The 24575-nt window shown below is 50.7% G+C and carries 19 protein-coding genes; 6 read left to right on the top strand and 13 right to left on the bottom strand.

The window, feature by feature from the left end:
* Positions 1 to 184: 184 nt before the first annotated feature.
* Both LLG46_08470 and LLG46_08465 read left to right on the top strand, forming a co-directional pair.
* Complete coding sequence (locus LLG46_08470; GenBank protein ID MCE5323333.1) at positions 185 to 2443, top strand: FAD-dependent oxidoreductase; 2259 nt, start codon at positions 185 to 187, stop codon at positions 2441 to 2443.
* Between the two features lie 10 nt (positions 2444 to 2453).
* A complete protein-coding gene (locus tag LLG46_08465) occupies positions 2454 to 3248 on the top strand; it encodes an aldolase (protein MCE5323332.1) in 795 nt (264 codons plus the stop codon).
* A 144-nt stretch (positions 3249 to 3392) separates the two neighbouring features.
* On the opposite strand, the gene LLG46_08460 is transcribed toward LLG46_08465, so the two are convergent.
* Positions 3393 to 4451 (bottom strand): iron chelate uptake ABC transporter family permease subunit, encoded by a 1059-nt coding sequence (locus tag LLG46_08460; protein ID MCE5323331.1) that lies wholly within the window; start codon positions 4449 to 4451, stop codon positions 3393 to 3395.
* A 98-nt stretch (positions 4452 to 4549) separates the two neighbouring features.
* Between LLG46_08460 and LLG46_08455 the strand changes: the two genes are divergently transcribed.
* On the top strand, positions 4550 to 5545 hold the full coding sequence (locus LLG46_08455; GenBank protein ID MCE5323330.1) for a G5 domain-containing protein: 996 nt from the start codon (positions 4550 to 4552) through the stop codon (positions 5543 to 5545).
* Positions 5546 to 5591: 46 nt separating this feature from the next.
* On the opposite strand, the gene LLG46_08450 is transcribed toward LLG46_08455, so the two are convergent.
* From LLG46_08450 to LLG46_08410, 9 genes are all read right to left on the bottom strand, one after another.
* The gene (locus LLG46_08450) at positions 5592 to 6686 is read right to left on the bottom strand and encodes a C39 family peptidase (GenBank protein MCE5323329.1); all 1095 of its coding nucleotides are present in this window, start codon (positions 6684 to 6686) and stop codon (positions 5592 to 5594) included.
* Positions 6687 to 6797: 111 nt separating this feature from the next.
* Positions 6798 to 7898, bottom strand: a complete 1101-nt coding sequence (locus tag LLG46_08445) for a C39 family peptidase (GenBank protein ID MCE5323328.1) — start codon at positions 7896 to 7898, stop codon at positions 6798 to 6800.
* A gap of 89 nt (positions 7899 to 7987) precedes the next feature.
* Positions 7988 to 9130: a C39 family peptidase gene (locus LLG46_08440; GenBank protein MCE5323327.1), complete on the bottom strand. Its 1143-nt coding sequence runs from the start codon at positions 9128 to 9130 to the stop codon at positions 7988 to 7990.
* 48 nt (positions 9131 to 9178) lie between these two features.
* A complete protein-coding gene (locus tag LLG46_08435; protein MCE5323326.1) occupies positions 9179 to 10264 on the bottom strand; it encodes a C39 family peptidase in 1086 nt (361 codons plus the stop codon).
* 2 nt (positions 10265 to 10266) lie between these two features.
* Positions 10267 to 11514, bottom strand: a complete 1248-nt coding sequence (locus LLG46_08430; GenBank protein MCE5323325.1) for a hypothetical protein — start codon at positions 11512 to 11514, stop codon at positions 10267 to 10269.
* A gap of 142 nt (positions 11515 to 11656) precedes the next feature.
* Complete coding sequence (locus LLG46_08425) at positions 11657 to 12556, bottom strand: hypothetical protein (protein ID MCE5323324.1); 900 nt, start codon at positions 12554 to 12556, stop codon at positions 11657 to 11659.
* A 147-nt stretch (positions 12557 to 12703) separates the two neighbouring features.
* The gene (locus tag LLG46_08420) at positions 12704 to 14014 is read right to left on the bottom strand and encodes a zf-HC2 domain-containing protein (GenBank protein ID MCE5323323.1); all 1311 of its coding nucleotides are present in this window, start codon (positions 14012 to 14014) and stop codon (positions 12704 to 12706) included.
* Positions 14015 to 14207: 193 nt separating this feature from the next.
* Positions 14208 to 15263: a hypothetical protein gene (locus tag LLG46_08415; GenBank protein MCE5323322.1), complete on the bottom strand. Its 1056-nt coding sequence runs from the start codon at positions 15261 to 15263 to the stop codon at positions 14208 to 14210.
* Positions 15264 to 15343: 80 nt separating this feature from the next.
* On the bottom strand, positions 15344 to 18589 hold the full coding sequence (locus tag LLG46_08410) for a CHAT domain-containing tetratricopeptide repeat protein (GenBank protein ID MCE5323321.1): 3246 nt from the start codon (positions 18587 to 18589) through the stop codon (positions 15344 to 15346).
* A gap of 452 nt (positions 18590 to 19041) precedes the next feature.
* Between LLG46_08410 and LLG46_08405 the strand changes: the two genes are divergently transcribed.
* Positions 19042 to 19605 (top strand): acyloxyacyl hydrolase, encoded by a 564-nt coding sequence (locus LLG46_08405; GenBank protein ID MCE5323320.1) that lies wholly within the window; start codon positions 19042 to 19044, stop codon positions 19603 to 19605.
* 9 nt (positions 19606 to 19614) lie between these two features.
* Here the strand turns inward: LLG46_08405 and LLG46_08400 are convergent, their stop codons facing one another.
* From LLG46_08400 to LLG46_08390, 3 genes are all read right to left on the bottom strand, one after another.
* Positions 19615 to 20307 carry a phosphodiester glycosidase family protein gene (locus LLG46_08400; protein MCE5323319.1) on the bottom strand — a complete coding sequence of 231 codons (693 nt, stop codon included), beginning with the start codon at positions 20305 to 20307 and terminating at the stop codon, positions 19615 to 19617.
* 336 nt (positions 20308 to 20643) lie between these two features.
* On the bottom strand, positions 20644 to 21516 hold the full coding sequence (locus LLG46_08395; GenBank protein MCE5323318.1) for a sugar phosphate isomerase/epimerase: 873 nt from the start codon (positions 21514 to 21516) through the stop codon (positions 20644 to 20646).
* Between the two features lie 88 nt (positions 21517 to 21604).
* A complete protein-coding gene (locus LLG46_08390; protein ID MCE5323317.1) occupies positions 21605 to 22564 on the bottom strand; it encodes an Ig-like domain-containing protein in 960 nt (319 codons plus the stop codon).
* Positions 22565 to 22904: 340 nt separating this feature from the next.
* On the opposite strand from LLG46_08390, the gene LLG46_08385 reads away from it, so the two are divergent.
* The gene (locus LLG46_08385; protein ID MCE5323316.1) at positions 22905 to 23096 is read left to right on the top strand and encodes a KGG domain-containing protein; all 192 of its coding nucleotides are present in this window, start codon (positions 22905 to 22907) and stop codon (positions 23094 to 23096) included.
* A gap of 229 nt (positions 23097 to 23325) precedes the next feature.
* Positions 23326 to 24402, top strand: a complete 1077-nt coding sequence (locus tag LLG46_08380) for a radical SAM protein (protein ID MCE5323315.1) — start codon at positions 23326 to 23328, stop codon at positions 24400 to 24402.
* Positions 24403 to 24575 lie beyond the last annotated feature (173 nt).

The following is a 24575-nucleotide window of genomic DNA, read 5'->3' as shown; positions in this document are numbered from 1 at the left end:
TATCGTATGACAGAGTTCAGTTATCCCGGAATTTTCGGCTCAGCAGGAGCTTCGCCCTCCCAATAATGAGCTTTGTCGAAAAGGGCGAGCTTCCTACCAAGCCAATTTGCTCCCGAAAAACGGAACTGCTTTTGTCGCATAGGCTCAGACGTGCTTGATGCGTACATGTGGATTAGTGTAAAGAATGACTGTGAAAAAATTTCATGCTGATGTGGTTGTGGCGGGAGGAGGACTGGCCGGCACATTCGCGGCTATAAGCGCTGCCCGGCTGGGATGCAAGAGCGTCCTGATACAGGATAGATCAGTATTGGGCGGAAACGCTTCCAGTGAAATATTGATCGGCATCGGCGGGGCGGATTTCTCCGGCAAAGGTCTGATTCGATATGCTCGTGAGACCGGGCTTATGGGCGAGTTTGCACTGGAACTGCTGCATCGCTCAAAAAGCGCTCTCGGAAGTCTGCCTCTTCGCAGTATGATTCTCTGGGAGATGGCAAAGCGCGAAAAAAATCTTGAGCTGCTGCTTAATGCGTCTGTTCGCGACGTCATTTTGGACAAGGATGGCGCAATTACGGCCATCAGAGCGTCGCAGATGACTAACGAAAAAGAACTTATGGTCTCGGGTAAGCTGTTTGTGGACTGCACAGGCCATGGCAGCCTGGGAGCGCTTGCCGGAGCCGAGTTCAGGATGGGTCGAGAAGCGCGCGACGAATTCGACGAATCGCTTGCGCCGGAATCCGCCGACAACTGCACAATGGGAGACTCGCTCTATTTCAGAGCACAAAACCTTGGCAGGCCGGTCCAGTTTACTGCCCCGGAATGGGCGAAAAAGTTTCCGACGGACGAGAGTCTTCCGTTTCGTCACCCGGAGCTTGAAATATTCGATCCTGAAACAGGCGAAATGTTCGGGTTCTGGTGGTTTGAATACGGCGGCATGCTCGATGTGATCGAGGGCGCCGAAAATATATATGACGAGCTGATGGCTGTAGTATACGGCGTGTGGGACCACATGAAAAATTCCGGTGACCATGGCGTCGCTGACTATGAATTGACCTGGGTCAGCCCTATCATTGCTACAAGAGAGAGCAGACGCCTTATCGGCGACTATACAATAACTCAAAACGATATAAGGGACGCGGTGGCGTTCGATGATCGGGTCGCATATGGGGGCTGGCCTATAGATATACACCCGCCGGAGGGTATGTATTCAAAAGAGCCGCCATGCGTTCAGGACCCTGTGGCTGCTCCGTGCAGCGTGCCGCTTAGGGCGCTGTACTCGAAAAATGTGCCTAATCTGCTCTTTGCAGGGCGTGACATAAGCGCCACACACGTGGCTCTCGGGTCACTGAGGGTGATGGCGACCTGCGCAGTGATGGGTCAGGCTGTGGGGACTGCCGCGGCGCTGTGCTCGAAATATGGCACTGTGCCGGGAAAACTGGGGCAGGATCATATACGCGAGCTGCAGCAGCAGTTGCTTGATGATGACTGCTATATCGTGGGGCTGCCTAAGAACAATGCCGGCAATTTGGTTGCAGATGCATCGATTATAACTTCGAGTGAGGCTGCTCTTGAAGTTACGGGCACCGATGAATGGCATGAGCTGTCGAGCGGAATAGCTCAGATGTTTCCCGTGAGCGGATCAAAGGTGGGCAAAGTCGGCTTCTATATGGTGTCTGAGCTTGACCATCCGGTTACGATCGAAGCGGGTCTGCGGAGAGCAAACACTATAAACGATTTCAGCAGCCGGTCGGATATTGCAACGGCGTCGGCGACAATGTGCGTCCGGGGCAAGAATACCCCGGACGATCAGGGTGCAGTATGGGTCGAATTCGAATTCAATGCGGATGTCGAGCCTGGAAAGCTCTATTGGGTGCATCTGCCTGCCGTGCCCGGTGTGTATTGCGCGGTGCATTCGTCCAGAGTATTCGCCACCAACAGGGCAAGCCTTGAGCATGCAGACGAAATCAAGTGGAGATCAATGCCGAGGGGAACATTCGTGTTCAACCTGTCGCCGCAGTCGCGGCCATATGGCGGGTCGAATTTGCGAACGGGAATAAACAGGCCCGAAAAATGGACGAACTGCTGGGTATCGGACCCGAACCAGGCTCTGCCGCAGTCGATAGAGATAGAATTCGACCGAGTCCGAACCATAAATAAAGTCAGCCTGGTATTCGACCCTGATCTCGACCAGAATATATATTGGCCGCCGCCATATGGAATCCTTGGATCGGGAATGGTCGAGACAATGGTGAGAGATTATAAAATATGGATCTATGACGGATCGACATGGACGAAAAAAACGGCTGTGACCGGCAATTATCAGCGCTGCAGATCGCATGAATTTGACGCCGTGGCCGCAAGGCGAATCAAAATCGATTGCCTGGCAACTTACGGCTCAGCGTCAGCAAGAATATATGAATTACAGGCATTTGGACCTGAGGAATAAGGAGAACGATATGAAAAACAGTAAAGTCCTGCGGAAATTGAGGGCAGGTGAAATAGTAAGCTGCGTCAAACTGAACCTGGACAGCTCCAGAGCCGCTGAGATGGCCGCTATGGCTGGTTTCGACTGCCTGTGGCTGTGTATGGAGCACGTTCCGAATGATCTGGCATTGATTGAAAGACAAATACTAGCCGCAAAAGCATATGATGCAGACACAATGGTCAGAGTCCCCCGAGGCTGCTACAGTGATTACATAAGACCACTCGAGCTGGATGCGACCGGGATAATGGTCCCCCATATTATGAGCCTTGAAGACGCGAAAAATGTGGTGAGAATGACCAGATTCTTCCCTATCGGCAGACGTCCTATCGACGGAGGTAACTCGGATGGGGACTTCTGCGCGGCTGAGATGGTCGAATACATGGAATTCGCCAACAGGGAGAGGTTTATCACTGTCCAGATAGAGGACCCGGAACCGCTCGATGACTTGGATGCGATAGCCGCGCTCGACGGAATAGACATGCTCTTTTTCGGGCCTGCAGACTTCAGCCAGGGGATTGGAGCGCCCGGGCAATGGAACGACGAGAGAATAATTGAAACCCGCAAACGGGTTGCTCAAGCAGCCACAAAACATGGCAAATTCGCAGGCACTACGGGTAATGTCAATAACATAGAAGAACTCGTTGACCTGGGATACACATTCCTGCCGATGGGATCGGATGTCAGAACGCTTACCGGATTCTTCAACGATACCGCATTCAAATTTGCTCAGACAGCTAAAAAACTGGGCAAAGAAATGGTTTCATAACCCAGATGTTTGTGGCTCGGCAGGAGCCTCGCCCTCCCAACAGCGCAATCAAGGTTTCGTAACCTGAATAATTGACATCGAAATATGGCTCGGCGGGAGCCTCGCCCTCTCGATACGCTTGTATTGGAAGGATGAGTCTCCTGCTTATTTTTTGCTTGTCTTGAGTAAATACAAAAAGAACGGCGCACCCAGCAGAGCCGTCACTATCCCGACCGGCAGACCACCCGGAGGCAGCACTGCACGCGATGCCAGATCGGCAAACACTGCAAGCACTGAACCGCCTATCGCGGCAGTGGGTATCAATATCCTGTGATCGGGACCGAAAATTTTCCTGCAAATGTGCGGCACAACCAATCCGACAAACCCTATTATCCCGCTTACGGCAACCGCTGCCGATGTTATGAGCGATGTGACTGCGATAATAATAACCTTGAGATTCTCGGTCTCGATGCCCAGGTGACGCGCGGTCTCCTCGCCCATGGAAAAAACGTTGAGGTCCCTGGCAAAGGCGAAGAGTGCTATCAGTCCGAATATGGCAAAGGGATAGGCTATGCGCACATAGCCCCATGAGTCGGCGGCATTGAAACTGCCCAACAGCCAGAATATGATGCTTGACTGCACACCCTCCGAACTATGAGGCGCCAGAGCTATCACGAAACTCAGCATTGCCCACAAAAATGAACCAACCACTATCCCGGCCAGCAAAAACGAATGGATCGACACCCGTCCGGCTGAGCGCGCAAGAGCATATACTACAAACATGGCGCCCATGGCAAAAACAAAAGCTACCATGGGCACTCCGTAGCCGTATGCTATTGTGCCCAACCCCAAGATTGTCGCCACGCCCGCGCCGAGTGCCGCACCCGAAGAAACTCCAACGGTGTATGGGTCGGCAAGTGGATTTAGCAGCAGACCCTGCAGTGCTGCGCCCGCCATCGCAAGCAGCGCACCCACGATCAACGCCAGCAGCGCCCGTGGAACACGGATATCCCAGATAATGGCACGATCAGTCTCCCCGACATCGCCAATACTTCCCGCCAGTCCGGGCAAATGTGACCCGACGACACGAGCCACTGTGCCGACTGGAATATGGCTCTGCCCAAAAGATACGTCAAGCGCAAATGCCAGCGCCAGCAATATGAGAAGTGAAACGCATCCAACAAATATGCGTCTGAATATGTGAGAGTCGACTGTCGATTTCATTACAAGCCAAGTATACGCGAGCGCACCGCAAAGATCAATATTTGACACCACCAACCAGTCAGTTATAATAAAAGATGGGACAAGTTGGGAGCAAATATATGGACAATGAACAGATTATCCGTAACCTGCAAAGACGGCTGATGATTGAAAGAATCGTCTTTGCCCTCATCGCAATCATACTCATCGCTATATGGGGCATCGGCAGGCTCCATGGCAATAAATCCGTGATCGTCGTGGACGGCAGGCCTGTGGTGTGCGTGCCCTCCGAACAGGAAGCCAGAGGCGTTATCCAGGAAGTTAAGCGCAAGACCGGCTGTGACCCCGCAGAAATTGAGTTCAAGCAGGAAGTGCGAGTTGCGAGAGCACCCGGCAATGCGCGTCCCGTGAGCCGTCATATGGCCATAAGAGTAGTCCAGCATGTCGTCACACCCGTCGCGCCGAGATGGTCGGTTATAGTGGACGGCAAACCCATTGTGGCAGTGGCTGACCGCAAAACCGCTGGAGAAGTGCTGGAGATGGCTAAAATGAAATTCGGACAGTTGGCAAAAAACCTGGCGGAAGAACCTCAGTTCAAAGAAAACGTGACCGTGGATGTCGCGGCTATAAACCCCGCGCTCTTCTGTAAGACAGCTCAACAGGCCATCAAGCTTATATTCGACTCTACAGAACCCATCAGGAAAGATGCGATATACACAGTCGAAAGCGGCGATGTCGCGTCCTCAATTGCATCAAGAAATCACCTGAGTCTGGATGAACTTGCTTCTCTTAATTCGAATACGGACCTGGTCCATCTGCAAATCGGCGATAAGATCAAGATCAAACAGACTCAGCCTCGAAAAGCGGGACTCACAGTAATTGTCAGAGACCAGAGCGAGCGCATGGAAAAAATCCCTGCACCCATACAGAAAGTCTCCAGCGCGACACTCTTTACAGGCAAAAGCGTGGTGCTCTCACCAGGAACCTCGGGTAAACGTCAGGTGAAAGTCGCCACAATCTACGAAAATGGCAACAAGATCGGAAGTGAAGTGCTTGAAGAAGTGATTCTTAAGGAACCGACACCCCGCAGGATTGCTGTCGGCATCAAGTTACGATAATAAAAGGCTGCATGGAAGGCAAATTCCATGCAGCCTTAACTCACATTTACTCTTTCCTGAACCCGTGGATCACTCCGTTTGGTATGCCGGAGCCGGTGGCGGTAATGGCTTCAGTAAAATCAGAGTTGCTGTAATACTTCGGCTGGTTGAAACTTGTGCCGGGATCATTGCAGATGATATCGTCGGCATCATAACCGATCGCTACAATATAGTGACCACCTGTATAAGTATAACCACGATTACTTAGACAGCCCGCCTTTACCCCCACAATCATGGGACCACCTTCGGCCAGTTCGGCCTTGATCTGCGATATATCCCATATCTCATGAGTCAGGCCACTCAGGCCAAACACGCCTGCACCAGCTTGAAGCAGCAAATCCCAGCCTACTCCACCGGTTCCGCTGCAGTCTGTCGAACGACCCAAATAGGTATTGATGGCGGTGATGTGATCGCAGACATCAGTCAGACCATTGGCATAGCATCCACACATGGACAGAGATGTCGGACCACAGCATACATTGCTTGAGATAACAAAACTGGTGCTGCAAAACTGAGAAGCAAACGTTACATCCAGCAATACCGAATCAGGCAGACCAGCAGGCACTCCCCATACCTGGATCTCGCCTATAAAGAGCCAGTCCTGATCCGTTCCTGAGTTGGTCTTGGTGAGGGTGATTGTCAAACTTGAGGTGGTTGTGTTGCCGTATTGGTTCGTCCATGCGCCACTGCCTTCACTGCCCGGCTCAATGCTTGTCGTCCCTAAAGCTGTGGTCATGCTGTCGGCTGCCCATGTGTCGGCATGGTCTGTGTCGCCTGTGTTATACCGTATGCAACTTATCTCATACCTTGCACCCAGATCAATCGTCAAAGTCACTGTCATCTGCTGACCTGAAGTGCTGTTGCACCAACCTACACAGCCGTCCTCTTTTCGCTGTTCGGGCGAGATGTATGTCAGAGAACCATCTGTGATGTCTGACGCCGATTCGCCTTCATAGGCCAACTTCCCGTCGTTGCCCTCGACACTGATCGTCACCGTTTTGCCGAGAACGATGTTTGATGGTGATACACAATCCGAGGCTGCTGCAGCGGTGCATATCACTGTGAGCAATAGAAATAAACATATTGCCGGTTTCCAGTACACCTTGTTTCCTCCAATACATTAGCACAGCCTCTCTCCCTGTCCGGTATACCGGAACCATGCAACTAATTTTATACATTATATATTATATTTGTTGTATGTGGTTCTCCTTGTTTACTGATAAAAACCGCGCAATACGCCATTTCCTTTATACGCCATTGCAGCAGTCATATCCTCATTGGAATAATTGCACCGCTCTCCATTCATCGTGCCGGGATCGTTGCAGATAATATGATCCTCATCATAACCTATTGCGGCAATATAGTGGCCACCGGTATACGTGTACTTGCGGGTTGTCAAATAACCCGCCTGGACATGAACTACCACAGGCCGACCCGCTGCAAGTTCATCTTTGACACCCTGCAATGTCAGCGTGGAGCGATACACATTGCTCAAGCCAAATGGCCAACCGCGAGCAGCATTCGCTAACTCCGTCAGACTGGTCCCGGATGAGTCGTTGCCGCATGTGTCGCGACCCAGAAATGACCAAACATTCACTATATCCAGATAGGTTGCAGACCTTCCCAATACATAACATGCACACATCGACAACGACGCAGGACCACAACTGCCGTTGCCGCAACTACTGCCGTTGAGTGAGTAAAATTGCTCCAAAAACGGCACATTCAGCAGAACTGAGGTCGGGGGTTCCTCTACAGGCGTCGTAACTACACTGCCATACACCTCGATCTCACCTATAAACATCCAGTCACTATCGGCGCCTGTGTTGGTCTTGGTCAGAGTTATCGTTACTGTTGAAGACTCGACTGCGGCTGCGGCATATTGCGTGGTCCATGCACCAGAAGTGCCCGTATTTATGCTGGTTGTGCCCAAAGAAGTGGTAATCGTATCGGCAGCCATTCCGGCAGAAGGGGTGTTGCCTTTATTGTAGCGAATTGCGGTGATGTTGCAGGCCACCCCCAGATCGATATCCACAACAACAGTCATAGTCCGGCCACTGACACTGTTTTTCCAGCCGACACAGCCGTCCTCCTGCCTTTGGCTGGGGTCGATATACACCAGCGAACCGTCGGTGATGTCCGAAGATGACTCGCCTTCATAGGCCAGGGCCGCATCATTATTTACGACAGCTACGGTCACCGACTTGCCCAAAACAAGATTCGTATCGTTCTGACAAATAGAGGCCGAGGCGATATTCGCCATCACTAGTAAAAATACACATAGAGCGCTGCCAGAATATAACAACCTTTTCAACCGAATCTCCTCAACCACACTACATCCGAACAAGCTTGACACTAATTAACTGATACGGATCAGCTATGTCACCGCTGCAGCTCAAGTAATTATTGGTAGAAGTAACGCAGACCGCCGACGTTGCACGTGCCGCTGCAATCATCCAGGATGGCAGCCAACATATCGTCATTGTCATAGTATATCTGTGTGCCGTAAGAATTTATGGGATCATGGCAAATTATGTGGTCCTCATCATAGCCTATAACAGCCACATAATGTCCGCCTTTCCAATCATATGGACGATTCGACAGATGTGAGCAAACCACATGCACTACCATTGGACGGCCGGCATCCAGCTCGTTCCATATCGTCTGCAGCGTGCTGATGTAAACATATGAGACATTGCCCAGTCCAAAAGGCCAGCCGCGAGCAGCATTCCTGAGCTGAGTCAAGCTGGTGCCGGTCATGTCATTGCCGCATTCATAGCTGTAATCGTATGTGCTTGGATGGCCATGAATGTATGACCACACTTTTTTGATATCGTCGACTACAGGCGCTCTTCCCAGCGTGTAGGCTGCACACATGGCAAGCGACGCAGGACCGCAACTGCCGCCCCCACCATCGGAGCAGTAAGCATCACTGAAGTGCTGCCCCAGGAATGTCACCGGCAGCAATGTGCCGACAGGCGGAGGAGGAACCACTACAACTGATCCATACACTTCTATCTCACCTATAAACATCCAGTCACTATCGGTGCCGGTGTTGGTCTTGGTCAGAGTTATTGTTACTGCTGAAGACTCGACTGCGGCGGCAGCATAGTGCGTAGTCCATGCACCAGAGCTGCCGGTGTTGACGCTCGTTTTGCCCAAGGTTGTGGTAATCGTATCTGCAGCCATTCCAGCAGAAGGAGTGTTGCCTTTATTATAGCGAATTGCGGTGATGTTGCAGGCCACCCCCAGATCGATGGTGACCGCAACAGTCATGGTCCGACCACTGACACTGTTTTTCCAGCCGACACATCCGTCCTCCTGCCTTTGACTGGGGTCGATATATGCCAGCGAACCGTCGGTGATGTCCGAAGATGACTCACCCTCATATGCAAGATTGCCGTCATTATTTACAACTGTTAGGCTGACAGATTTGCCCAGGGCAAGATTCGTGTCGTTCTGACATACAGAGTCAGCCACCACACATGATGTTACCATCAACAGCAATACACATAAAGCACAGAAACTATAAAATATTTTTTTCATCTGAGTTCCCTCATCCACATATCATCAATATACGAATAAGCCCAACCTCTATTGATAAAAACCGCGCAGCACCTCATTGCCATAGTAAGCCATTGCTCCGGTCATATCTGAGTCGGAATAATACTTGTGCTCGCCAAGATATGTGCCCGGATCATTGCAGATAAGGTATCCCGTGTCATATCCGACAGCGGCAATATAATGGCCTCCAGTGTATGAATATCCTCTATTTGACAGATAGCTGCACTGCACATGAACAAGTACCGGCCGACCGGCGGTAATCTCGTTTTTGACGCCCTGAAGAGTCAGTGTGGACTTATACACATTGCTCAACCCGAACGGCCAGCCACGCGCCGCATTTCTCAACTCCGTGAGGCTGGTTCCCGATGATTCGTTGCCACAGGTATCGCGTCCGAGGTATGACCATACATTCACTATGTCCAGATATGTCGGAGTCCTACCCAAAACATAGCAGGCGCACATCGACAAAGATGCCGGACCACAACTGGCATGGCCGCAGTCACCGCCATTATATGTATAAAACTGCTTTAGGAAAGATACGCCGAGAATTACCTGAGTCGGCGGAGGAGGAGGCTCAATGACCGTCCCGTATACTTCGATCTCACCGATAAACATCCAGTTCCTGTTTGCAGCCGTGTTTTTCTTCTTCAACGTAATTGTAACAGTTGAGGTCTCTATAGTAGTCGTCGCATATTGCGTGGTCCAGGCGTTTGGCACTCCATTTACACTAGTGGTCCCAAACGGAGTGGTCATTGTGTCCGCGGCCAAAGTTGACAATGGCAAATTCCCCGGGTTGTAGCGTATCGAGTTTACAGCACAGTTTGAACCCAGGTTTATCTGCACCGTTACCGTCATCGTTCGACCACTAACAGAATTTCGCCAACCCACACAGCCGTCTTCCTGCCGCAAACTCGGCATCGTATATACCAGTGACCCGTCGGTTATGTCGGAAAGTGACTCACCCTCATATGCCAGGTTGGCGTCATTGTTTACTACCGTGACGCTTGGAGTGATGCCCGAAGCAAGATTCGTCACTGGTGAACACCCGCTCTCAAGTGCATCGGAGCTTACCCCGACAGACAGAAGAACACAAATAAGCGCAAGTCTGGGCCACATGTTCATTCCTCCGTATCCGGGCTATTCAATACATAGCCCAGACCGGTTGCTGTGTATGCAGAGAAACCACCATAACCACGAACGCTCGATGCAGTATATTGAGTGAACTGGCAGCACAAACCGGTCAGATCGGTCTGGTTGACTATCTTGAACATAAGGCTGTTTAGACCGGCGTGCAGAGTGATCGCAAATGGACCGTCATCGCCAAATACTACACCGCGACCTGTTGAACAATCACCCTGGTCGATCCGCAAAATCTCGGGAGTTGTATTGTCGGGATCATCACCGTTGAGCCAGACCCTGAACCAATCGTTGCATCCGGCATTCATATAAACACTGGGACCCTCGGTCTGCGACCATATATATAAGTGAACATAGATCACGGCGTGTTCGACATCCGCAGGAGCAAGCACACTGTCGAGAGGAAGTATGTCAAACTGACTCTTCACTCGAGTCCAGGTATTGCCCCCTACTGTATCGCCCGCCTTTGGCGTTGCCGCATACTCGTCAATGCCCGTATATGCCTTTATGAAATCAACATCCAGCAGTTCGTAATCGTTGGTATGGCTCGCATCCTTGAACGGACCCAGAACAAGCCACTCACGAGGATATCTATACTTGCCCGGCAAAGGAAGAGCATGGAATTCACTGCTTGCGTATACCCAATCAGTGTACTCTCTCCTCATATACAAATTGGTCCCGCCTGCTATGCCTCGAACCCGCACTACCTGGCCAACAGTCGGCTTGGTCATCGAGCCGCAATAGACCTTGATCTGAGTGGAGCCTCCATCATTGATGGTGAAATAAGTGGTGCTGCTGCTCTTTACCTTTCCCCACGTCAGCACAAAAAGTCCCCTCGCGTTTTCCTCGGCCAGTGCAGTATTGTTCATGGCATATGCTTCCAACGGCACATATGCCCCGGTCTTTTCTATGGTGCCGATATTGATATACTTGCCGATGGTGTCCTGGGCAATGGTCCCGGAAATAGTAATCTCGTCGCCAATGCCGACACCTTTGGCCGTCAGCGAAGATATATAAAATCTTGCACCCTCTATACGGTTCGCATCCTCGATGTAACCGTAATCAGTGGTTATTCCTCCGGTTCCACCGATTGCCGTGATGCGGACACCACTGAGGTCTACCGCGTCACCTACATTAAGATCCTTTACACCAAGCTGCGCATATGACAATGTCGGTAGAACCAAAAGCCCAACAATTAATACAAATAAAACTGATTTGTGTCGATTCATGTCACGCTCCCATATGGCCGCGCTTATCGGCGCAGCTTTCTGCACTTTCAAGTAACTTCATATCTACCATGCACGCACGCTAAAGTCAAGCCTTTTCAGAAAATAAGACACAATTACGACAAATACCATAACCAAACGCAGGCTAATGAGCCAAGCCAGTGGCGGTGAGCACAGCTAAACCAAATATTCCCTGTTTGTGCGCTTTCTTGAGACCGGCTGACATTTCCTGTGTCGTCTGGTTCATCTGGCGGCTGGTCTCGTTAATCTCCTGCAATGAAGCCCTGAACGCTGGAATATCATTGCTGAGCGGCTCCATCGCTGTAAATGCGGCAGTGAGCCGGTCATTTGTCGTGTCCAGACTCTGCTTCATCTCAGGCAGGATCGTAAACTGCATGCTCATCCCCTTGAGAAGCTCGCGCATTTCACCGAAATCACCCCCGATATCATCGATCCCGGTGCTTACATCCTGCATGCATGTCGAAGCCCTGATAAGACTTGCGTTGGTCTGCTCCATAATCTGCTGCATACCGCTCAATTCGGGAAGCCCGGATGCCATATGCTCCACCGATGCTCGCATACGACGTATCTCACCGTTAATGCCGTAGAGACCGCTCGATACATCCATCAGCATGCCCGCACTGCCAGTCATTGAAGCGTTTGCGCCGATCAGACGCAAATTCATTTGGTCGACCTTCAGATTCATTGCGCTCGATTGATCGAGAGCCTTTTTGCCGGTGTCCGCCATCAAAGGTATATAACGCATATACCTTTCCATCCGTATGATCCCGGCATTTGTCTTGTCCATTGACGACAGTTTGCTCGACATTCGGTTGATATCACGCGCCATGTGTTCAATATTGTTCAGCTTGGATGATACATTCTTGAACTCGGATGCGATGATACTCAATAGATACAGTAGATATATGACACCTACAAGTTTAGCAATAAAAAAGGCCCGGGATATTATCCTCGGGCCTATGGTCGAAATCTTATGGACGATATTAGGCGCGCTCGGGCGCCTCTGTCTGTTTGCAGTATTCATAATCGGCATCCTCCCAGCCCGTGATAGGCATGCAACTTTACCCCTGCACAATGCCTCGAAAACAACACCATGACGCAAAAAAATGGCTCGCCACAAACGAGCCATTTGATTTTATATTTTGGATTTTAGATTGAGTATTTACATTTATTACTTGGATGTGTTGTAGAGCATTTTTTTGGCTAGAGCGGAGTTCGGATTTGAACGCCTTACAGCTCTATACTCCTGCCTGGCCTCTTCATAAAGACCAACCGACTCATATGCCGCCCCAAGCGCAATGTGCGAGCCGGGAAGTGTTCTCTTTATCCTCTGTATCGATGAATAACCATCGGAAGAGAGCACCTGAAACTCAGCCCGCGCGGAATCAGCCCAAGAATCGCTCTCACTGAACCTTACACCGACACGCCAAGCATACCATTCGCCTCTCGCGAGCGGTTTGCGCAGTGTGATAGAGTTCATATTAGTCACGATTTCGCTTACAAGCTGAGATTTTGAATCGTATATGCGGACTCTATAGGAATCAGCCAAGTCTACCTTGGACCAGGTAAGTGTGGGCCTGTCAGACATTATTACCTTGCCTATCGGTGCGACCGGCTTCGGAGCATCCGGGGAAGGTGTATAGCCCGACTCGCTGCCTCGCAGATGCACATCTGCCATAGCATACTGCGCCGTCTTCGCTAACTTCACCTTGCCGGTCCTGAGTTTTTCGTCTATGGAAGCCGCTATCTTGGCCTCAAGAGCCGTCCTCGGAGCACCACTTGCATCAGCCAGAACCATACGCCCATTACTCTTTATTACACTATACTTCCCGTCCCGGAGTATGATACTTGGCCTGGATTCGGGATTGGCGGCGACTGTGTCCGGCTTTGTGGATGGTGCAGTGACATTCGGCTTCACCTCTGCAGCATTGCTGTCGGGCGTTGAGACATTGGGTTTGACATGACCGACTATGGACGGTTTAGACGCCACCATTGTCGGAGATTCGGGCGCTGAAGTAAATGTGCCTATCGCGAAAACCGCTGCCGCTATTACTGCCGCGCCTGCAAAACCCGTGACTACCCGCTTCCAAAGGCCGAAACCCTGACGTGCCGCGTCTCGATTCGACATCGGACGAACCACTATCTTCTCACGAAGAGAGGCATGCGACCGCATCTCACGAATGCGTTCGACATCGCTATAGCAGGCCTCACACAAATTTATGTGCGACCGTATCCACGCCATCTTATCCGGCTCAAGCGTGCCGTCCACAAATGCCGATATATCCTCGTATTCAGGGCAGTCGTCCACACCAAGCAGAGATGCGCCCAACCCGGCGGCAGCCTTTTTCAGCGACAACATATCGCTGACTGCAGACCGGCAATCGGGACACGAGCTGATATGCTCGTCAATCTCAACCATCCTCTCGGGATCGAGCTTGCCCTCAACGTAGATTTTCATTTCTTTTTCATCTATGCATTTCATCGCATTGTACCTACGATTAGTTGAGACGTGTCAAAAATACAAATGTTGCCAGAAAATATATCGGCTTAAGAAACTGTAATTTTTACCGGTAATGCCCCACCCTGACCGTAAAAGGGCAGGAATACCCACGACCATCAGGACATTTCAGATCAACAACAAGTATTGATTCGACCAAAATAACCAATACAATATACTAAACAGTTAATTCTTCATCGACCGAGAGCGCGGATTTCTTTGTCCGGCGGCGAATTCTGCCCCAGGCTTTGAACCGCACACTCGGCACCGCCCTCGCTTGAATGCCAAGCTCATCCGCAGTGATTGCATCCGGCACCGGCAGCTTGTTTATCAACACCGCAAGCTCGCGAGAACTTATTTCCAGAGATTTTGCAACTTCATTCAGCCCGATAGACGTGCCGAGAGCCATGACCTGGTCGCCGGCCATGCCATAGAGCAGCGCTTTGCGCTGTTTGATCGACAGTTGGACGAACTCCTTCCAGAACCAATCTATGACATGGGCAAACCAACCCGAATCAACAACCTGTTTCTCTACGTCGGAGTCAGGCGAGACCAGCCACTCCAATGGCGCACCGCTCTCATCGTCACCGTCAGGCTGAGAATCTATTGAAAGCGGTTCCATACTGCGAATCTGCTTGAGATCGGTGAGGCAGCTCGTGAGCGCATCGATATCAACAGGTCCTCCGCAGCAGTCAAAGACAGCGGCGGCCAGTTCATAAGTAGCCAGTTCCTGGGGATCACGGTTATTGAGATGTTTGCTGCAAAAAGCCGGCTGGTCATCGACTATCTCGCGGCATTTTGCGCTCGCAAGCTTTGATGAACCCTGCCAATCGGCATAACCGCATATTCGCGCGCCGGTCTCGGGGTTTTGCCAGAGTGCAAAGCCTTCGATATTTGCCTTGCCTGAGAAGATTTCAAGCAGCTCGAGTTTGAGATTATACCAAGTCGGGCGCTTGCGGCGGATTGCATCACAGTAGCGGTTGTGGACGGCGCGTCTGATGAATGCCTCGAAATTATCGATTCTTGTTTCGGACTGCCCGAGCTTGAGCATATTTATCTTCGTCCAGATCGCAAGAATGCAGTCCTCCTCGAAGTCCTCGAGGTCGGCAACTTCACGCTTACCGACAGACCTGTGCACGAGGTCCCTGACAACGTCAGAAAGTCTTTCCCAGTATTTGTCGCCGGAAGCGCCCGGAGAGTTTATATATGCCTCAAGCAAGCCTTGTGCGTCCATAAAACCTCATATGGCTGAAATAGTGAAAAGTCCATTACAGATCGCTTTATGCTTTCCACTTTCAACTATCCACTCTCTTTTTACCACGGACATCCGTACAGAGCAAAGCATGCCCAATAGAACGGATGGGCATACTGCTTGCCGTCGATGGCTGCAAGTTGGGCGGATTGAAGTGACTCTATTCTGGTCTCACCATCCGTAAGGTCGCGGTAAAACCCGCCCATTATACTAGACGCGGATTTGTCCGATACCTTCCACAAACCGCCTAATATTGATTTCGCGCCCACCATAGAAAATACCTCTGCGGCACTCGACGGACCTGAGGATATCGGGTCGGAAGAACCAACTGAATCACATGCAGATAATACAACAAGGTTCAAATGCGGATTTGTAACCGATATAAGCTCGTCTATGGTAACACTGCCGTCCGAACCGGCTTGAGATGCCAATTTAAGCTCGAACTTGCCCGGATCGACCTTGTGGTGAGCGGCAATGTGCAGCACACTCGCCCTGCCCGCCTCCTTGAGGAAGTTGGCGCTGGTGGCGTTCTGACCGACATACCAGCCGCTTTTGAGATACAGCGCCTTTATGGTCCTGGCCTCTTCCTGAGCACCCGGCAAGTTGTTGTCAGGGTCGACGAAGATCGCAAGCCAGTCCGACTTTGAATCGATCCGGCTGTCTTCATCAATCAGATTGTCGAGCATTCCATGACCCAGATAGCTGACCCCATACTCCTTGATGAGAAACTTGGGAACATAATCCGCATTCGGATCAGACGGCTCCAGCAGCGCATGCATCGGAATGCCAGCAAGCTCATCCGGCAAGGCGAAATGCAGCGTCTTGGCGCTTTCTATATCCTGCTTTATCGGCGCAATCAATATGTTATATAGCCCCTCCAAGGGCTTGCGGATCTCAGTGAAAGACTGTGACTGCCAGTCATTGATCGGCGGTGTCGGTATGCCTGCGCTCTGGCTGTCTTCGCAATTGTTGAGAGCTGCACGCAGATCGGATATCTGTTTGTCCAGGTCCTGCCGCGAAACACGAATCTGTCTGCATACGGATTTTTCATATTTGCAGATAAATACATACACTGCCGTATCAGTGAACATATACTCCACGACCGTGCCCATCCTGGGAAGCATATCGCGCTTTCTGCATAGATCGAGAGGATCGACAGGCAGCGCATTGAATACCAACGGGTTCTGTTTCCTGAACATCAGGCAAGCATGCCAGAAATCCGCCCAGTTGTCCGCCAATAATCTCTCACCGCCTGAAATACTGTTATCATTGGTCTGGCCGCCGCCGGAAATAATATCAAGTGTCTGCGCAAACTGTGCAATCTTGGGATTTGTGTCTGTCTTCATCCTGTTGATGCGCTCCGGCAGCCATGTGTAGCGCCCCACTTTCTGCAGCAGGGTCTTGGCATCCGCGGGCCTATCCGCAAGCACATATGACGATGCAAGATCACAATAGACGTTCATAATGACGTCGCTGTGGAAAGAGTTTATGGCGGGATCGATTCTGTCATTTGCGGCGTTCGACTCAATTATTCCCAGACTCGTCTCGAGCGTGCTGAGCGCATCGCTATCGCGACCAGCCTTCCTCTGGGCTTCGGCGAGTTTGAGAGAGACATCGCATGCGGCCCATGAGTCTCCTACCTGCGAACTATATCTGATTCGCGCTTCCTGCAAATCAGAGATCGCTTTGTCATACTGCCTATATTTCTCGAACAGAATGCCGCGCGCCTCCAAAACACTTGCGTATGCCCGCCGGTTGCCGGAGCTTCCCAGAATGGGGACAAGCTCCTTAAAACCTTCTATGGCGTTATTGATGTCACCCATTTCTTTGAACGCCGGTACCATATCATATAGAACAATATCTGCAGCCAGTGACATCTTATTTGCCTTCCTTGCTGTCATGGCGGCATCAAGTCTTACTCCCATCGCTTCCTGTGACTTGCCCTGCGCATACAAAGCATCCGCATATTTGCGTAGAGACTCTACCCTCTGAACAACTATTCCGGCAGCAGAATATATATCCGCAATCCTGCTCCAGGCCGAGGCGGATTTATCGTAATTGCCCAACTCGACATAAGCATATGCGCCTTGTTCGGCTTTTGCTTGACGCGCCTTATCGGATGGAGTGTCTTTCTGCAGCCCTGATATGGCGGCCTCACCTGCCGCAGCGGCTGAAATCAAAGCCTTTTCTCGCTTGCGCATCGCCTCGGATGAATACGAACTCTGACGCGCAGCGGCATATACCTCCGAAAGCATTTCATATGTCTTTGCTGTGAGTGTGGCATCGCAAGGAGCCAACTTGGCTTCATTCAGCAGACTCAATGCCCTCGTAATATCTCCGCGGTCTTTACAAAGCTCCGCCACTGATATCAAATTCGTAACAAGTTCGGAGTATGACTTGGTGGCATGCGCCCATGTGCGGAGCTGATCCAACCCATACGCCGTCATCAACTGCAGTGCACCAGATGTGTCACCCGCAGCTCGCGATGCATCACCAGCCCTCATATACTCGCGTCCGGCCAGATCACGATATCGATATCTGCTGGCATCCTGACCGGCAAGCAGCATCCACTGCTGAGCGGCCAGGGTATAATTGTCCATTGCGGCAGAATAACGGCCTGTCTCGAAGTCGAGCCAGCCGTAATCATCATAGACAATGGCGCTCGAACGGATGCAGCTATATGATGTGAATATCAGGGAAGCGGTTTTGTAGCACTCCTCGGCGTCAAGATATCTGGACATGCCGTACAAATAGTGATCGCCAAGCTCCTTGAGCACGACGGCCTCCGAGATGTCCAGATGTTGACCTTGACACATCTCGACCAGCGCAACAAGAGAGTCGACAGCCTGAGTGGGATATGACTCCTTGTAGTCTATTGCATTCATAAACTCGGCTCGTATGCCTTCAAGGGCTTTGGTCTTCTCGTCACGTGTTATGTTCAGAACCGCCTGCTTACCTATTGGCTGAACGGTGGAAAACAACTGCTGCGCAGCATTGACCGAAGGGTTGTTGAGTTTCTTGGCAAGAGCGGGTATTACCGTGTTGATGTTTGTGACATCTATGGGCAGCTCCGAGAGCCTGACCATCCACTTATAGACGATCAGGTCTATTGTAAGCTGGGATGACTCGGTGGTGTTCGTTCTCACGACAGAGTCGACGCGCGCAGGAAGCTGGGCCTTAGTCGCCTGGGTAAGTTGAGCCAGAATCCTGGCCTTCTTTGCAGACGTTTGAGACCAACATGCCCCGGACGTCAATATTGTAATCAGGAGTAGAGTCCCGATGTATTGGGCTATTCTCTTGAAGAACAAAATTCACCCGCCCTGTTATATGATTGGTTGAGCACTTATAGACAGGCCAGATAACCATGTAAGATTTTATCACACTCGGCCGCCTCTTGGGTATGACGAATACAAAGAGTGATTCGTTTCAACGGGTGAATTGAATTGGCTCAGCAGGAGCTTCGCCCTCCCGAAAAATCATATTCGCGCAAAGAAACTTGTTCACACAAAAAAACTTGTGCCGGTTTACAATGAACTGCTGCTTGAGTAACTGCTCACAAATGAAAAAGTGAGCATGCTGAGCAATGTCGAAGCATGCGGGTAATTATATACTGTTGATTACACTTATCCGCACCTTTCGACCAAGCTCAGGATGCTGGGGCGATAGTTTTTTCAAAATGTGTGAGCACTTACATACTTGACTGCAGGCAATGCGGTCGGTAGCATATATGTGTGGATGGCTGCTATTGGAGGAACGCTTAATGCACAGGGTCTTGTGTCTTTCTATCATTGCTTTTTTTGTCTGTATTTGCCCGACGCATGCCGATCCTCTCAGATTCGATTCGATGACAAGGGGCCAGCGCGAAATCTCGCTGCTTATGGGCTACGGTGAAAACCACAAGATCCCCGAAGCGACAAAAGACCGCTTCTCATTCGACACTATTAAGCTCAGATATGGCGTCTTTACCTCGCCAAGGACTCAGCTTGCAGTCAACCTGGGATACGGCAATATGGAAGGTGATGATGATAACTCGGCCTTATGGACGACCGGCAGCTATAGAAGATATTTCCTCGTCAGAGGCCAAACCGCACTGGCATATGACTTTAACATAGGCATATTGCACTTTGGTGACCACATCAGCGAACAGGGAACACGCACAAACTTTACAGAACAGTTGGGACTGGTCTTGCAACACTCGACAGAAACAAGTTCGGCTTATACCATTGAATATGTGTTCTCACACACATCCAATGCAGGCATCAAACTGCCTAATCTGGGGGTCAATGCCAGTATCGTTGCGTTAGGTTACTCGTGGTTCCGCTGATATCAGCCTCTACTGCTTCTTCCAGCGAAATACGATGTGGACAGGCGCCTTTCCCCGCACCACATGGCCACCATCTGAGTTGACCGCTTTTTTACACGGCAGCCTGCGCGACATAAACCTCGCCAGATGCCATATACTGGTCTTGCTCTGCACCAGGAAGATAAAATTCTCGTTGATACCTATCGCCATGCGGGCTGTGATCCGGTTCATGAATGCCAGTGAAAAACCATCCCGCTCAAGCGGGATCAAACGCTGGCCGAGTGCGAGCGCGCTTATACCGGACTGGCCTTTGATCGAACAATAGTCAGTCGAAATGCCGAGAATGCCGTCCTGATTGATCGTGACTATCGCGCGTCCCGTCGTTGCGGAAGAGATTATCTCGCCGTCTTGCTGAACAAAATCGGCAAGACAAAAAGACTGAGAATTATGAAAGCTGCCTGTGCATGCAGCAATGCCCCCAAGCCTCCTCTTTGCCTGCGCAAGGGTCTCGCCATGTGAATTGTAGGCGATGATTGTCTCAATGTGCTCGCAGCGCGGGAGCTGTGTTACCCTGTAGATGCGTTTCCTGTATTTCGTGGTCCAGACTTTGACTTGGTGCGGCGGATGCCATGGTTTCTTTTTGACACTAAACAACTCGGAAGAGTCGCGAGTCGTGGCTCCTATCGCGTCATATAAAGGCGGCTTTGAATAATCGCACTCCATATCCGCATGCAAAACACAACCGGACAATATCAACAAAAACAGTGCGAAAGTCAAACTCAATAAAGAGGTTTTCTTATGCGGGGTCGAACTCAAAACTACTCCTTGGACAATCAGGCTGTTTAATATTATATACGTAAATGCTCATCGGAAAGTGTCACAGGGATAATGCTTGGTTTGACGGGAATAGATTTGGCTCGGCAGGAGCCTCGCCCTCCCGGCATGCCAGAAAAACTCACACAGCACCGAAGATCAGCGCGAATTCCCGGATAACTGAACTCTCGTCACAGGCTTAACCCGGATTATGCACTTACCGCATAAACCGGGTCTCGAAGAGCATTATTTGCGTTCCTCATGAATACTGCGTACTAAGTCGTTCTCTATGGATTTGAGAAACCTGATGTCATCGGAAAGCTTGACCCTCGTTTCGCTGTTCGAGAAATCTTCCAGAGACAGCCAGCCCTCGTAACCGACCTTGTCGAGCACGTGCATTACCCATCGCCACGGCACAAAACCTTCGTTCATCGGAGCGGCAGACGTCCTCCACACCCTCTCGTTATCGGTCTTTTTATGCTCCACCCACGCCATATTCTTGACATGCACATGTGAAAGATATGGACCCAGCAGTTCCAGACCAAGCTGCCAGTTTTCATAACCCTCACAGACCATGTTACCAGGATCATATATCACACCGACATAATCCGGGTCGAAATTCGATACAAACTTGTATGCAAGTGAGGCGCTGGAGCATATGTTGCCGTTATGAATCTCGACGTTTGCCCTCACTTTATATTGTTTTGCAAGGCCCTCGACCTTTTCATAGCCCTCGATGGCCTCCTCGAAAAGATCGTTGTAGTTCAAACTGCCGCTGTAGAGAGGCGGAGACACACGTATGCTGGGGCAATCCATTATCTTCGCGGCTTCCATGCACATTTCGATCTCGTCGAGAAACTTATAGCTCAAATACGTGCCCAGCCCGATTATATCCAGACCATTATCATGACAGAGACTGCGTATATCTGCCGCATCCTTGATTATCGTCTCGATATTCAAAGTCGCCAGATTGGACTGCAGCACCTTTTCAGGCACCACAGGCAACGCATGCACCCGCCACTCGACGCCATCATAACCGAGTTCCTTAAGAATACGCGCAGCCTGCTCAGGACGAAATTCGGGCATCATTACGGTCGATGCTGCGTATTTGAATGCCATTAGTTACCCCTTTTTGGTTTGGTGGTCGGATGGTCCGATGCTGATAGGTGATATGATTATCACACTATCAAAGCTCAAACTATCAAACCTATTTGACAGGCACAACCTTTACCTGCGGACCGGTCGGGCGAATGCTCTCCAGCATATCTTCGAGCAGTTTCGCGGTCTTGTTGGAATCGCCGCCCGTCGTATCGATACAGTTCGCCATCCATGCGCATCCGTTTTTGATGAATATTATCCGATGCACTACCCGGCCAAGCTCGGGCTTGCCGTCAGTCGTGACAAATGCAGGAGACCCCGCAACTGCTCTTCGCTCCCATTTTTGCACATACGGATTATATCTGGCAAATACCTCTGCACTGGTCCCAGAAGCGAGTTCTTTGCAATGGAGATTTACTACAACCGGCGGCATGCCGATAACCAGCCACAAACTATCGGATGACTTCTTGTCGCCCATTTTGCCGGTCTCGTCTTTTACAGACCATCCCTGCGGATAGTTTATCGCAAACCCGTGCTTATCACTCGTGTATGTGGTGTTCGGTTCCATGGGAATGCCGGGACGATTGACAGGCTCGGACGAACCAGCAGGAACAATCGGCTCAACGGACGGCTCGACAGGCTTGGCGGCATGATGCACATTCGAGGACTGTGAGGCGGACCCGACATTTACTTTCGCCGAAGCTGACCAGGTCTGCTCGGCTGAATCGTCTTTGGCAACAGCTTTGATTATGTGCTCGCCTGCTGACAGGGTCGCGGTGTCGATCTCGACTCTGTATGGTCTCGCGTTTGCAGTGCCGACCGACTTTTCATCAACAAATATTTCAACCTCGGCGGCTTTGACGTTTGGCGGCACATTTGCGATCAGCGCCAGAGCACCTGAGACATTCTTGGGAGCAGTCAAGCTGTCTCCAGGACCGATGACAAGCGCACGATTGATCTTACTCGACGATAGCGCTTGAGCAGGCGGCATCATTGGAGCATTCGCCGAAAAAACAGGCGCACACAGACCACTGATTATTGCCACTGATACCAAAACTTGTGTTTTCATATCTACGATTGCTCCTCTACTTATGTATTCCTCAAAATGCTGCGAACTCCCACAGCCACTATTATACAAGACGATTAGGCGATTTTCATGTTCCCCTAACCCGGATTATGCGCTTCCGGGTCTCCGAGAACATTATTCACATTCCTTGTGAATAATGCGGACTAAACATCACCCATCACTTAATACCCTCAACAAAAGAGAAAGTTTCGACAGTTCCTGGTCAAGCTAAGAACAAAATAACAAATCTTGCTCAGTTTAACACCTATCAGGCTGGGGTAAAAGCTACTCGGTGGTTTGCTCGGCTGTATTTTGCAGTTCAGGGATGGAGGGAGGTGTCCGGATGTCCACTCGGCTTAGGGGGTTTGCCTCCATGGACCCCGAAAAGCAGAGAGAGATCGCTCGCAAAGGAGGTCGTGCCGCTCATCAGAAAGGCACGGCACATGAGTGGACTAGCGATGAGGCGCGCGTCGCAGGCCGTAAAGGCGGCGAAGCAAGTCACGGCGGCGGACGAAAGAAGAAGAGTCAGTCCTAAACCGTATACTCTCTTGCTCTTAGCAAATAGCTAATGTGCTATAGACAAACGGCGGATCGGCATTGTCCGATCCGCTGTTTGCCATTTCGTGAGAGAGTTCTGTCCTGGAAATTATTCTACAAATCTCGGCTCAGCAGGAGCTTTGCCCTCCCGATAACCAGCGTGCCGGTAGAGAACAGTTTTAATTTCGCCTTTGCGTTGCGCAATGCATAAGTTGTAAACTGAACATATGCGATCTGCTCAATTAAACACCCTGAGAATGGTCTTTTGGGAGACTACATCTGCCTGTAACCTCAAATGCAGGCACTGCCGCGCGTCCGCAACAAATAACCGCCCATCTGATGAACTCACGCTTCAGCAGAGCCGTGAACTACTGTGCTCAATTGCTGATTTCGCAAAGCCTGTGATTGTCCTCAGCGGCGGTGAACCGCTGGTTCGACCCGACATATACGATATCGCTTCATACGGCACAAAACTCGGACTGCGAATGGTCCTTGCTACTAATGCAACCATGCTGGATGCCGGCTCCGCGAAAATGCTCAAAGAAGCTGGAATCCAGAGGGTGAGCGTGAGCATAGACGGCGCAGACGCGGCTTGTCATGACGCATTCAGAGGAGTCGAGGGCGCATTCGATTCTGCATTCGCCGGAATCGGACATCTTAAAAGTGTGGAAATGCCATTTCAGATCAACACATCAGTCACTCGCGCTAACATCAACCAGCTCCAACAAATACTTGATACGGCTATATCACAAGGAGCATGCGCGTTGCATCTGTTTATGCTGGTGCCGACTGGCTGCGGCAAACAAATCCCGGAAAACGAGACGATAAGCGCAGATGAATATGAGAGAGTGCTCAACTGGGTATACGATTCATCCGAAACCGCACCGATCAACCTCAAGGCGACCTGTGCGCCGCATTATTTCAGGGTCGCAAAACAGAGATCAAGAGTGGAGAGTGGAGAGCCGAGAGCGAAGAGCCATAAAGGACATCCGTTTTCTGCACAGACGAAGGGGTGTCTGGCCGGGAGCACTGTCTGCTTTGTGTCATATAAGGGCGATGTCTACCCTTGTGGATACTTTCCGGTGAGCGCGGGCAGTGTATTGGAACAACCATTGCAGCATATTTGGGAAGAGTCTGAACTTTTCCAACAGCTTAGGGACCCATCGCTTTTGACAGGCAAGTGCGGGGTATGTGAGTTTTCGCGTGTGTGTGGAGGCTGCAGAGCACGTGCATATGCGGAAACAGGAGATTATCTGGCAGAAGAACCTTATTGTAATTACACACCCAACAAACATGCAAGATAGCTGCCTTTTAGAATGTCCGGTTCACAGCAGATTCTTGTATTATTGCCTTGCCTGTCAGATAATGGTGGATAATAGGACGCTATGATCCACCTGGTAGAGTAGACGAGCAGATTCGAGTGCCTTGAGCACGTTAGCGAGATGGTTTCCTCTACCTTGTATGACTAAAAAGAGAC

It is taken from the genome of bacterium, assembly GCA_021371935.1.
Lineage (GTDB): Bacteria > Armatimonadota > UBA5829 > UBA5829 > UBA5829 > UBA5829.
Note: the sequence above shows the minus strand (reverse complement) of the source record. Positions and strands in the feature narration are given on the sequence as shown.